The sequence below is a fragment of the Flavobacteriales bacterium genome (genome assembly GCA_025210295.1).
Taxonomy (GTDB): Bacteria; Bacteroidota; Bacteroidia; order Flavobacteriales_D; family Parvicellaceae; genus S010-51.
Map to the genome: position 1 here is coordinate 183,761 of JAOASC010000033.1, position 12,056 is coordinate 195,816.

Annotated in this window: 11 protein-coding genes; 6 read left to right on the plus strand and 5 right to left on the minus strand. The window is 34.0% G+C overall.

Annotated elements, in window-relative coordinates:
- Positions 1-55 precede the first annotated feature (55 nt).
- Positions 56-712, minus strand: coding sequence for a TetR family transcriptional regulator C-terminal domain-containing protein (locus N4A35_10900; GenBank protein MCT4581917.1), 657 nt, complete (start codon positions 710-712; stop codon positions 56-58).
- A 115-nt stretch (positions 713-827) separates the two neighbouring features.
- Here N4A35_10900 and N4A35_10905 point away from each other — a divergent pair, with 115 nt between their 5' ends.
- Both N4A35_10905 and N4A35_10910 read left to right on the plus strand, forming a co-directional pair.
- Positions 828-2,069 carry a PP2C family protein-serine/threonine phosphatase gene (locus tag N4A35_10905; GenBank protein ID MCT4581918.1) on the plus strand — a complete coding sequence of 414 codons (1,242 nt, stop codon included), beginning with the start codon at positions 828-830 and terminating at the stop codon, positions 2,067-2,069.
- Between the two features lie 3 nt (positions 2,070-2,072).
- Positions 2,073-2,828: an RDD family protein gene (locus tag N4A35_10910; GenBank protein ID MCT4581919.1), complete on the plus strand. Its 756-nt coding sequence runs from the start codon at positions 2,073-2,075 to the stop codon at positions 2,826-2,828.
- 3 nt (positions 2,829-2,831) lie between these two features.
- Here the strand turns inward: N4A35_10910 and N4A35_10915 are convergent, their stop codons facing one another.
- Positions 2,832-4,112, minus strand: a complete 1,281-nt coding sequence (locus N4A35_10915; GenBank protein MCT4581920.1) for a cystathionine gamma-synthase family protein — start codon at positions 4,110-4,112, stop codon at positions 2,832-2,834.
- Positions 4,113-4,176: 64 nt separating this feature from the next.
- The gene (gene fumC, locus N4A35_10920; protein MCT4581921.1) at positions 4,177-5,571 is read right to left on the minus strand and encodes a class II fumarate hydratase; all 1,395 of its coding nucleotides are present in this window, start codon (positions 5,569-5,571) and stop codon (positions 4,177-4,179) included.
- A 55-nt stretch (positions 5,572-5,626) separates the two neighbouring features.
- On the opposite strand from fumC, the gene N4A35_10925 reads away from it, so the two are divergent.
- Positions 5,627-5,791, plus strand: a complete 165-nt coding sequence (locus tag N4A35_10925) for a hypothetical protein (protein MCT4581922.1) — start codon at positions 5,627-5,629, stop codon at positions 5,789-5,791.
- Between the two features lie 105 nt (positions 5,792-5,896).
- On the opposite strand, the gene N4A35_10930 is transcribed toward N4A35_10925, so the two are convergent.
- Entirely contained in the window at positions 5,897-6,319 is a 423-nt protein-coding gene (locus N4A35_10930; protein ID MCT4581923.1) for a hypothetical protein, read from the minus strand.
- 30 nt (positions 6,320-6,349) lie between these two features.
- Positions 6,350-6,766, minus strand: coding sequence for a hypothetical protein (locus N4A35_10935; GenBank protein MCT4581924.1), 417 nt, complete (start codon positions 6,764-6,766; stop codon positions 6,350-6,352).
- Positions 6,767-7,160: 394 nt separating this feature from the next.
- On the opposite strand from N4A35_10935, the gene N4A35_10940 reads away from it, so the two are divergent.
- The 3 genes from N4A35_10940 (at position 7,161) to odhB (ending at position 12,054) form a co-directional block, all read left to right on the plus strand.
- Positions 7,161-7,790 carry a hypothetical protein gene (locus N4A35_10940; GenBank protein ID MCT4581925.1) on the plus strand — a complete coding sequence of 210 codons (630 nt, stop codon included), beginning with the start codon at positions 7,161-7,163 and terminating at the stop codon, positions 7,788-7,790.
- 127 nt (positions 7,791-7,917) lie between these two features.
- Positions 7,918-10,659 carry a 2-oxoglutarate dehydrogenase E1 component gene (locus N4A35_10945; protein ID MCT4581926.1) on the plus strand — a complete coding sequence of 914 codons (2,742 nt, stop codon included), beginning with the start codon at positions 7,918-7,920 and terminating at the stop codon, positions 10,657-10,659.
- Positions 10,660-10,791: 132 nt separating this feature from the next.
- The gene (odhB, locus tag N4A35_10950; protein MCT4581927.1) at positions 10,792-12,054 is read left to right on the plus strand and encodes a 2-oxoglutarate dehydrogenase complex dihydrolipoyllysine-residue succinyltransferase; all 1,263 of its coding nucleotides are present in this window, start codon (positions 10,792-10,794) and stop codon (positions 12,052-12,054) included.
- Positions 12,055-12,056: the final 2 nt, after the last annotated feature.

Consider the following 12,056-nt stretch of genomic DNA (forward strand, 5'->3'; position numbering starts at 1 on the left):
TAAAAGATTCTAATTCAGTTTAGAATTTGTTAAATTAACAAGAATTAAGAACAATTTAGTAGGCCTTGTTTTGGTAAGCAAATTTCAGAAAGTCGATTAATAAATCTATTGGTCCTTTTTTTAATAGTTCAAAAATCAAAGCACTTGTTTTTTCAATGGCAGCATCGGTCGTTTGAAAGTCATTACTTTCATCGTTGATCCAAACTCTTAAAATGTATAAAAACTGCCCCCAAAAAACTTCATCGTATTTTTCTGTAATAATTGGTCGAGTCGCGATTTCCTCAGTTTCGAGTCCTTTGCTTACAATTTCTTTAGTCCAGTTGTTGTATAAAGTTCTAAAGGTCGTTAAGCTCTTTGGGCGAAATTCTTTACGGCTAAGTTCTCCAACTTTTAAAACGATAAAGCTTCTATTTTGTTTAAAGACCTCGATAATTGTGTAAAGAAATGATAGTACTTTTTCGTGGGAAGAATACGAGGGGAACTCTGCATCTTGGTTTAAGGCATGGAGCGTTTCGTTAAAGAAATGCTCCCAAATACTGCTTTCTAGTACTTTGAAAGAATTGAATACAGCATAAAAATCAGTTTCACTAATTTCTAGCTGTTCACAAAAAGCGAAAACTGTTACAGGAGGTTTTCCGTTTCTAAGCAAATACAAAATGTACTCATTTTGTAGTAGTGCCTTCAAATCAATATTTTCAATTTCTTCATTCATTGAGCTGAAGCAAAAGTAAGACGGAGTTTTGATATTTACTAATAAAGTTTCCTAAAGTTTAAGACCTTTGTGTTTTCAAATACTTATATTTGTTACCTAACCTACTCTATAAGGAATGCCTGAACAAAAGTTAAAATCATTAAGACAACGATTGGAACTAAAGGAATTTAAACTGAATTCCTTGTTAGAAATTACTACTGCAATTAACGAAAATTTTTCGATAGATAAGCTCATTAAAATCTACGAATACATTCTTAGGGAGCAATTAGGGATAACTAAATTGGCGTTGTATAACAATAATACTGATGAATGGAATACCCTGCTAAGATATGGAGCAAAAGGCTTAGCAAAAAAAATAGATGTAGAGAGAGATTTATTACACATCAAAGAGATAACAGTTATTGAATCTTCATCAAATCCTGCTTTAAATTCTTTTGATATAGCGATTCCGGTTTTACATAAGAATTTTCCATTAGCTTTTTTGTTGATAGGAGACTTAGAAGAAGAGGATATTATGATGAGTGCTATGGCAAGTAATATGCCTTTTATTCAAACGTTAACCAATATTATTATGGTGGCGATAGAGAACAAGAGGTTTGCAAATAAAAGTATAGCGCAAGAATTAACCAATAAAGAGTTAGAGGTTGCTGCTCAAATGCAAGCCATGTTGTTGCCCTCTAATCTGCCTTCTAATAATAGAATTGAGGTGGGGGCATTGTATGAAAGTTTACAGTTAATAGGTGGGGATTATTACGATTTTATAAAGCTAAACAATGAGGAGTTTGTTTTCTGTATTGCAGATGTAAGTGGAAAGGGAATACCTGCTGCGCTCTTGATGAGTAATTTTCAGGCTAATTTAAGAGCGAATGTCAAGTATAATCACCATCAGTTGTCAATGGAAGATTTGATTGTTGAGTTAAACAAAAACGTGAATGATGCTGCTCAAGGAGAAAAGTTTATTACATTCTTCTTTGCTTATTATAACTGTACAACACGGACATTAAAATACGTTAATGCTGGGCATAATCATCCAATATTGTTTAATGGAGGGCAAACAGAAGATCTGGGTAAAGGGTGTATTGGTTTAGGAATGTTTGATGAAATTCCTCATATAGATGTTGGAGTTGTCGAAATTGAGCCAAACAGTATGTTGGTTTGTTTTACAGATGGCTTGGTAGAGTTGGAAAATGCTGAAGGAGAACAATTTGAAACTGAACGTTTAAAACAGATCGTTTCGGAAAATAACCATTTAAAAATTAATGAGTTAAATAAGTTGATCTTTTTGGAGTTAGATCGTTTTAAAGGGGATTTAAAGTATTTGGATGATACAGCGATTTTAAGTTGTCGATTTTTTTAAGAGATGAAGAATATAGAAGTCATAACAGCTCATAATGTTGTAATTCAATATGAAATTGCACCAGTGTTCTATCGAATTTTAGCTTTTCTATTGGATGCTTTGATCTTGTTTTTTTATTGGCTTTTTGCACTATTTTTAATGTCTGCATTTACAATAGGTAGTCTTAATTTTTTCGATGGAGCTGATAGTCTAGCGGTATTATTTTTTGTACTGCTTTTGATTCCAATGTTTTTCTATTCCTTTTTTATGGAAACGTTTTTTGCTGGGCAAACAGTTGGAAAAATGGTGTTGGGATTAAGAGTGATCAATGTGAATGGCGCTACTCCTTCAATTGGAGATTTGTTCCTAAGGTGGAGTTTTCGATTGTTAGAAGTTGTTATCTCTGCAGGTAGTATAGCAATACTTTCTATGTTGGTTAATGAGAAAAAACAGCGTTTAGGAGGGATTGTCTCTAATACATTAGTGATTCAATTAAAATCATCTAATTCCTACTCCATTAGAAATATTTTGTCCTTAAAAAGTATAGAGAATCATAAGGTAACTTATCCTAATGTTGTTCAATTTACAGATGAAGATGTTTTGTTAATCAAAAATTCGCTTGAACGCCAAAATAAGTTTAAAAACAAAGCACACAATGAAGTTTTATTGACGTTAAGTAAAAAATCATCTCAAAAGTTAAATCTTGAACAAGAGCCTAAAAATAAAATTAAGTTCTTAAAGACTATTGTTCAAGATTATGTTGTTTTAACAAGGTCTTAATGCTTACACTTGACTAAGGGCTTGCTCTATATCCCAGATAATGTCATTATAATTCTCTACTCCTATTGAAAGTCTAACCAGTTTTTCTGAAATAAAGTTAGCTTTTTTATCCTCTTCAGAAACATCTATATGGGTCATAGTTGCAGGGTGTTCAGCTAAGCTTTCTGTGCTTCCCAGACTCACAGCAAGTTTGATTAGCTTTAATGCATTTAAAAATTTAAAAGCCTCTTTTTCGCCCCCTTTAATATTAAACGAAATCATTGCGCCTGCACTTTTATATTGCTTTTTATAAATGGCATAGTTTCTAGTGTCAGACTCTTTGATAAAACCGAGGTAATATACTTTTTCTACTTGTTCATGTTGTTTTAAGAATTCAGCCACCTTTTTAGCATTCTTTGCTTGAGCTTCCATTCGAACTTTTAGTGTTTCTAAGCTTCTCATCAATAACCAACCAGTCCATGGCCCGGTCATGTTTCCTAAAAATGTTCGCATTCCTTTTATGCGGGTCATTAATTCTTTAGAACCTAAACAGGCTCCAGCAATAACATCGCTGTGCCCACCAATATATTTTGTTGCAGAATACAATACAAAATCGGCTCCATGTTCAATTGGGTGAGACCATAGTGGCCCCATGTAGGTGTTATCAACAGCAAGAAGCGCTTTTTTCTCTGGTGTGGAAAAAGAATCGCCGATTCTTTTACACATTTCAATATCGATTAATGCATTGGTTGGGTTAGCTGGTGTTTCAATGTAAATAAGAGCTAGTTTATCAGCGTGCCCAGAATCTTTGATCAATTGGGTAATTTCTGCTTCAGTATGGTTAGTTTGAAAGTTCAATGTGTGAATACCATACTGTGTTAAGATGTTTTTAATGAAAAAACTTGTTCCTCCATATACAGGAGAACTGTATAAAAGGAGGTCTCCAGGTTTAAGGCATTCTAATAATACGGTTGAGATGGCTGCCATTCCACTTTCGAAAACAGCGCAGTCTTCTGCTTTATCCCATAGTGTTAACCTGTTTTCCAAGATTTCTAAATCAGGGTTGTTTAGTCGACTATAAATTAGCCCCATTTCTTCTTGCGCTTGTTTCTCTCTTAGTCCATAAGCAACTTCAAAGAATGCTTTACCTTCTTCAGCTGTTTGAAAAACAAAAGTAGAGGTTTGAAAAATAGGAGTTTTAATAGCGCCCTGTGATAGTTCTGGCTTATAACCATAGGACATCATTAGGCTTTCAGGGTGAAGGTCTTTTTTATGCATTGTGTGTGTGTTTAGTTTAGATTGCAAAGATAAAAAAAGCCGATTTTAAATGGGATTAAAATCGGCTTTTAATGTTATTTAGAAACTATATTTATAAGGAACCAATCATGTTTTTAGGGTTTACCCATTCATCATATTTTTCCTCTGGAACATATCCTAGGCGAATAGCCTCTTCTCTAAGGGTTGTTCCATTTTGGTGAGCAGTATTAGCAATCTCAGCAGCTTTGTAGTAGCCAATCTTGGTGTTTAGCGCTGTTACAAGCATTAAAGAGTTGTTTAAAAGTTCATCAATTCTTTTTTGATTAGGTTCAATTCCTTGAGCACAATTTAAATCAAAACTTACACAAGCGTCTCCTATTAGTTCAGCACTTTGTAATAAGTTGGCTGCCATCATTGGTTTAAAAACATTCAACTCATAGTGTCCTTGAGTTCCTCCTACAGAAACTGCGACATCGTTACCCATTACCTGAGCGCAAACCATCGTTAAAGCTTCAGCTTGAGTTGGGTTTACTTTTCCAGGCATGATAGAAGAACCCGGTTCATTAGCAGGAATAATGATTTCGCCAATTCCAGAACGAGGTCCAGAAGCCATTAAACGGATGTCATTTCCTATTTTGTTGAGTGAAACAGCGATTTGTTTTAATGCTCCATGTGTTTCAACAATAGCATCATGTGCAGCTAAAGCCTCAAATTTGTTTTCAGCAGTAATAAATGGTAGACCCGTAAATTCAGCAATTTTCTTTGCAACAAGAACATCATATCCTTTAGGAGTGTTTAAGCCAGTACCAACTGCTGTTCCTCCTAAAGCTAGTTCAGATAAGTGAGCTAAAGTATTTTCTAAAGCTTTTAAACCGTGATTCAGTTGTGAGACATATCCTGAAAATTCTTGCCCCAACGTTAATGGCGTAGCGTCCATTAAGTGTGTACGACCGATTTTTACAACATCAGCAAAGTCTTTAGATTTTTTAAGGAGAGTATCTCTTAATTGTTTGATTCCAGGAATAGTTTTTTCTACAATCATTTTGTAGCCAGCAATATGCATTCCTGTTGGAAAAGTATCGTTACTCGATTGAGATTTATTAACGTCATCATTTGGGGCTAAAACTTTTTCGCCTTCTCCCATTTTTCCTCCTGAAAGAACTTGTGCTCTGTTTGCAACAACTTCATTTACATTCATGTTACTCTGTGTACCAGATCCAGTTTGCCAAATAACTAATGGGAACTGATCGTTTAGTTTTCCAGCTACAATCTCATCACAAACAGTAGAAATTAAATCTCTTTTTTCTTCAGATAATACACCTAATTCGCAATTGGCATGAGCAGCAGCTTTTTTTAGGTAAGCAAAAGCATGTACAATTTCGATAGGCATTGATCCAGAAGGTCCAATTTTAAAATTGTTTCTAGAACGCTCAGTTTGAGCTCCCCAGTATTTGTCTGCAGGTACTTTTACCTCTCCAATTGTGTCTTTTTCGATTCTATATTCCATAATATTGATAATTTATTTTAACTTCGCAATCATTAATCATTCAAATTTACAAGTTATGTTAATAGGAACGGCTATATTTTTAATCTTTTTTGGATTAGCATTTTGGGTATTAATCTTTGTAATGTCTTTCGTAGGTGTTTGGGCTAGCTGGGGTGGAATTGCCATGGCAAAAGCAAAGTTTGCTAAGAAAGGTTTAGACGACGAAGAGCAATATCAGTAATTTACTTTCCTGTTAATTAGGAATATAAAATTAAAAACAAAAACGCCCGATAAACATTATGTTTATCGGGCGTTTTGCCTAAAACTACTACACACACTAAGTTACCTATTCGGCAACGTTAGCTTCTTTATTACTTGTAAGGTTATCTACCTTTTTAGTAAAGTCTTCTTTTGCTTCTTTCACTTTGTTGGTGAAATCTTCTTTTGCAGATTTTGCTTTTTCAGTTACTTCTGCTTTAGTTTCGTTGAATTTAGAAGTGACATCCTCTTTTGTCTTGTTTAACTTCTCTTCTAATTCTTTAATAATTGGGAATTTCTCCTCTAATTTTGCTTTGTTTTTATTGAATTCAGCTTCAAAATCTTCTTTGGTTGAATCAACTGTCTTAAAAAAGTCTCCAACAATGTTTTTACCTTCAGAATCAGCTTTTTTTCCTGATTCAACTAAAGCTTCAAATTTTTCTTTTAATTTCTCGTTAGTTTCAGACGCTAATCCTAATCCTGCGTAAGCTAGTGTTTTAATTAAATCCATTTTTTTGATTTTTTTTCAGTGATACTTTAATTACTTAGTTGTTGTTTTTGTGGCTACCTTTTTAGTGGTAGTTTTTTTTGTTGTAGCTTTTTTAGCTGCTGGTTTTTTAGTAACCGTTTTGTTGTTGGTGTTTATTTTTTTTGTTGCTGCTGCTAACTTTTTTTCAAGGTCTTCAATTCTACTTTTTAAGACTTTTACTTCTTCTGATTCTTTGTTGTTCATGAAGTCAAACTTAGAAGATAATGAATCGTTCAGTTTTTTCCATTTCGTTTCAAACTCTTCCTTTGTATTTTCTGTTGATTGAAAAAAGTCGTCCATTATTCTTTTTCCTTCAGTGTCAGAAATTTTTCCTTTTTCAACAAGATCATTAATAGTTTCTTTAGCTTTTTCTGTTGTAGTTGTAGCTAAACCTACACCTGCATATATAAAGTTTTTAATTATGTCCATAATACAAAGTTTTTAATAATTGTTTTGCAATGTTTGTTTACCTATTGTCAAAAAGCAAACCAAAGTGTACTATTTTTTGTTTTTTCTGTCTTAAATATCGTAAGTTGCTGTTTTTTAGTTGTTTGTGTGTTTTTGTAGGGTGTACTATTGTTTTTGTGATAGTTTTGTTGAAGAAATAGGGTGGACTTAAAGCTCGTTTAAAGTTCAGAATATGACAAAATGTGTCATGACTCAACCTTTTATTTTATTTAAGTTTATAGAGATGTTGCTAGAGCAAACTGAAAATTGATTACTTTTGAGGTCTGTTGAGGCGTTTTTAAATAACATCATTGACTTTGTGATAGAAAAACGGGGAATCCTTAGGAGATCAAGTACAACATGAAAACGTTTTATTATGATTAAAACTATAAATATTATCTCATTTTTGTTACTGTTAACAATATGCGTATTGGGATTGTTTACTTATCATGAAGACATGGATGTGAAAATTCCGTTTATTGATACAGTATTTGTAGTTTTGGGTATTGTGGCAGGGTTACTTTTGTTCTTTAAAGTAAACCTAAGGTGGCAAGCTATTTTTTTAGGGTTAAGACAAGAAGGGTTTTTAATTAGTCAACAAGGATTTGTCAATGCCATTGTTTATGAGGGGATTAATATTGTATTTTATTTGTTAGCAGGGTTAGTATTTCTTATTTATGTCAATGAAATTTGGTTTGTTGGGCTAATTCTTTTTCTTCACTTTGTTGAGGGAGGTGTTCACCTTATTGTAAATGCTATTTTAAAGCCATTTAAGATTATTATAAATGAGCATTCTATTATCATTATAGCACACGCAGTTAAAATTATTAAGTGGCATAAAATAAAAAAGGTGGAGGGAAAACACAATGACATTCATTTTGTTGATGAGAACAACCAAATACATTTGGTTGACCTGGATTTAATATCAGAATCAGATGCCGCTGCTCTAAAGCAAAAAGTAAAGCAAATAGCAACATCTAAAAAAATGTATTGCGGTTTAGTGTGAAATTAATTGAATAATAGAAGCTTATTTCAATCTCTTAACTAATTTTTAATTATTCCCTTTTTATCTGAGCAAATTAAATCTTACATTTGTGAATATTACGTTGATTAGAATTACACAGCTATAAATAATGGACAAATATTCATACCTAAGTAATGCAGAAGGTAGTGCAATCGAAGAATTGTATGCTCAGTATTCGAAAGACCCAAATTCAGTAGATAAGAGTTGGGCAACCTTTTTTGAAGGATTTAATTTTGCAAAAGCAAATTACGATGTAGAAGGCGAAATCCCAGAGAATGTTCAAAAAGAGTTCAAGGTGATAGACCTAATTGCTGGCTACAGAACTAGAGGACACCTTTTTACAGATACCAATCCAGTAAGGGAAAGAAGAAAATATCAGCCAACATTAGCCATTGAAAACTTTGGATTAGAACAATCGGATTTAACTACAGTTTTTCAAGCTGGAGAAGAAGTTGGGATTGGACCTGCAACTTTAAAGGAAATTATTGACCATTTAGAGGAAACTTATTGCCGTTCTATTGGTATTGAATACCAATATATAAGACATCCAAAGAGAGTCGATTGGATTAAAAATAAGATAGAGCTTAAGAATAGAATAAAATTTAGTGTTGAAGATAAAAAACACATTTTACATAAGTTAAATCAAGCCAGCGTTTTTGAAGAGTTCTTACATAAAAAATTTGTAGGTCAAAAACGTTTCTCTATTGAAGGGGCTGAGGCTTTAATTCCAGCATTAGACTTTTTAATCGAAAAGGGGTCTGTTTTAGGTGTAAAAGAATTTGTAATGGGAATGGCCCATAGAGGTCGTTTAAATGTCTTAGCAAATATCTTTAATAAAACTTACGATGCCATCTTTAGTGAGTTTGATGGAAAAGAATATGAAGACGCATTGTTTGATGGAGATGTAAAGTATCATTTAGGATATACTTGTAATGTTACTACAGATGCAGGTAAGGATATTAAAATGACATTGGCTCCTAATCCTTCTCACTTAGAAGCCGTTAATCCAGTCGTTGAAGGGATTACAAGAGCCAAAATTGACCATGATTTAGGAGGAGATGAATCTCAAATTGTACCTATTTTAATTCATGGAGATGCAGCCGTTGCTGGGCAAGGAATTGTCTATGAGGTTATTCAAATGGCACAGTTAGATGGATATAAGACAGGGGGGACAGTGCATATTGTCATCAATAACCAAGTTGGATTTACAACCAATTATTTAGATGCTCGTTCGAGTACTTATTGTACCGATATTGCCAAAACAACTTTATGTCCAGTTTTCCACGTTAATGGAGATGATGTAGAAGCTGTTGTATTAGCGATGGAAGTAGCATTAGAGTATCGTCAAACATTTAATAGAGATGTTTTTATCGATTTATTATGCTATAGAAAGTATGGTCATAATGAGGGAGATGAGCCAAAGTTTACACAGCCTAAATTATATAAAGCGATTTCAAAACACCCTAATCCAAGAGTAATCTATTTAGATAAGTTGGTAAAAGAAGGTGTCGTTACTGCTGAAGAAGGAAATATTCTCAAAAAGAAATTTGACGATATGCTTCAAGAACGTTTGGATGAAGCAAAACAAATAGAGAAAGCTGTAGTAACAGACTTTTTAGAAGAAGAATGGAAAGGATACAAGCATGGAACAAAAGAAGATTTCTTAACATCACCTGTAACCGCTGTTGCTGAAGAAAGAGTAAAAGAACTTGGAATTAAATTAGCGACTTTACCAGAAGGGAAAAAGTATTTTAGAAAAATCATTAAGCTTTTGAAAGATAGAGTCAAAATGGTTGAAGAAGATCGATTAGACTGGGGAATGGGAGAAATGCTGGCTTATGCAACATTATTAACAGAAGGACATAATATTCGTTTGTCTGGAGAAGATGTTGAAAGGGGAACATTCTCACACAGACATGCTGTCGTGAAAACAGAAGATACAGAAGAAAAAGTCATTACCTTAAACAACTTAGAAGAGGGACAAGCTCGATTTGATGTTTATAATTCTTTACTTTCTGAATATGGAGTTTTAGGATTTGACTACGGATATGCATTTACAACACCTAACGATTTAACAATTTGGGAGGCACAGTTTGGAGATTTCTTTAATGGTGCTCAAATCATGGTAGATCAATACATTAGTGCTGCTGAAGACAAATGGCACACGCAAAATGGTTTGGTGATGTTATTGCCACATGGTTATGAAGGTATGGGGTCAGAGCATTCAAGTGGTAGAATGGAACGATTCTTAACACAGTGTGCCGACTTAAATATGCAAGTTGCGAACTGTACAACACCTGCTAACTTCTTCCATTTGCTAAGAAGACAAATGAAAAGAGACTTTAGAAAACCATTAGTTGTATTTACTCCTAAGAAATTGTTGCGTTATCCTTCTGCTGTATCTAAGATTAGTGATTTTGCTAATGGAGGTTTCCAAGAGGTTATTGACGATACAACTGTAAATCCTAATGAAGTTGATACTGTAGTTATGGTTTCTGGTAAATTCTACTACGATTTAGTAGAAGAGAAAGAGAAAATAGGGGCAGGAGAAAACGTTGCAGTAGTTAGAGTAGAGCAATTGTATCCATTACCAGCTAAGCAAATTGAGGAGATTGTGGCTAAATATGGAGCTGATGCTAATTATATCTGGGCGCAAGAAGAACCTGAAAATATGGGAGCATGGAGGTTTATCCAAAGTCGTCACCGTTTCTGGAAAAAATTAGGTGTTCAGTTGGATGTTGCATCTAGAAGACGTTCGGCGAGTCCAGCAAGTGGATCTTCAAAAGTATCTGCAATTCGTCATCAAGCTATTTTAGATAAGGTTATGCAGTATGCTAAACAAAAAGTGTAAATTAGCGTTAAGATATTAAGACTAAAAGAGTTAAGACTAACATTATAAACAAATTAAGATAAAAGAAGAAAAGAAATAAAAAAGACAAAGTCTTGAATCTTTAAATCTTGAATCTTTAAATCAAAAGAAAATATGTCTGTATTAGAAATGAAAGTACCAAGTCCAGGAGAGTCAATTTCTGAAGTTGAAATTGCAGAATGGTTGGTAGAAGACGGAGATTATGTAGAAAAAGACCAAGCAATTGCTGAAGTGGATTCTGATAAAGCGACTTTGGAATTACCTGCAGAAGCTTCTGGAACAATTACTTTAAAAGCTGAGAATGGAGATACGGTTGCTGTTGGAGATGTTGTTTGTTTAATTGATACATCGGCAGAAAAACCAGCTGATTTTGAGTCGAAAGAAACAGCAGAAATAGCGGTTGAAACACCAAAAACGGAAGCGCCTAATCCTAATCCAGTAGCAGAGAAAGCTCCATCAGCACCAGCTAAGGAGACTTATGCAAAAGGAGTGCCTTCTGTTGCGGCAAAGAAACTAGCAGATGAAAATAACGTGCCTTTAGCGAAAGTGCAAGGAACAGGCAAAGACGGACGTTTAACAAAACAAGATATTATTGCAGCTATGGCAGCAGGATTCCCTGCTGAAGCAACACAAGGTTGGGGAGGTACAAGAGAGACTTCTTCTGCAAAAATGAAAATGTTAAGACGAAAAATTGCTTCAAGATTAGTGGCGGTTAAAAATGAAACGGCGATGCTGACTACTTTTAACGAAGTAGATATGAAGCCAATTATGGATATTAGAGCAAAGTATAAAGCTGTTTTTAAAGAAACTCATGGAACAAGCTTAGGGTTTATGTCGTTTTTTACTAAAGCAGTAACAGAAGCATTAAACTTATATCCACAAGTAAATTCGATGATTGACGGAGATCACATGATCTCTCATAATTATGCTGATATAGGTATTGCGGTAAGTTCTCCTAAAGGTTTAATGGTGCCTGTAGTTCGTAATGCTGAGCAAATGTCACTACATGAAATTGAGAAAGAAATTAAGCGCTTAGCAATTAAAGCTAGAGATGGTAAAATTGCGATTGAAGATATGGAAGGAGGAACATTTACCATTACGAATGGAGGTGTTTTTGGGTCGATGTTGAGTACACCAATTATCAACCCTCCACAATCTGCTATTTTAGGGATGCATAATATTGTAGAACGACCTGTAGCGATCAATGGGAAAGTTGAAATTCGCCCAATTATGTATTTAGCCTTATCTTATGACCATAGAATTATTGATGGTAAAGAGTCTGTAGGGTTCTTAGTTAAAGTAAAAGAAATGTTAGAAAATCCAACAAAAATGATTTTTGGAGCAAAAGCACCAGAAGAAGTTTTGTTGAACTTATAATT

Excerpts from the sequence above, each read along its gene's own strand:
- N4A35_10900 (MCT4581917.1), bottom strand. The coding sequence starts at position 712 with ATGAATGAAGAAATTGAAAATATTGATTTGAAGGCACTACTACAAAAT.
- N4A35_10905 (MCT4581918.1), top strand. The coding sequence starts at position 828 with ATGCCTGAACAAAAGTTAAAATCATTAAGACAACGATTGGAACTAAAG.
- N4A35_10910 (MCT4581919.1), top strand. The coding sequence starts at position 2,073 with ATGAAGAATATAGAAGTCATAACAGCTCATAATGTTGTAATTCAATAT.
- fumC (MCT4581921.1), bottom strand. The coding sequence starts at position 5,571 with ATGGAATATAGAATCGAAAAAGACACAATTGGAGAGGTAAAAGTACCT.
- N4A35_10925 (MCT4581922.1), top strand. The coding sequence starts at position 5,627 with ATGTTAATAGGAACGGCTATATTTTTAATCTTTTTTGGATTAGCATTT.
- N4A35_10930 (MCT4581923.1), bottom strand. The coding sequence starts at position 6,319 with ATGGATTTAATTAAAACACTAGCTTACGCAGGATTAGGATTAGCGTCT.
- N4A35_10935 (MCT4581924.1), bottom strand. The coding sequence starts at position 6,766 with ATGGACATAATTAAAAACTTTATATATGCAGGTGTAGGTTTAGCTACA.
- N4A35_10940 (MCT4581925.1), top strand. The coding sequence starts at position 7,161 with ATGATTAAAACTATAAATATTATCTCATTTTTGTTACTGTTAACAATA.
- N4A35_10945 (MCT4581926.1), top strand. The coding sequence starts at position 7,918 with ATGGACAAATATTCATACCTAAGTAATGCAGAAGGTAGTGCAATCGAA.
- odhB (MCT4581927.1), top strand. The coding sequence starts at position 10,792 with ATGTCTGTATTAGAAATGAAAGTACCAAGTCCAGGAGAGTCAATTTCT.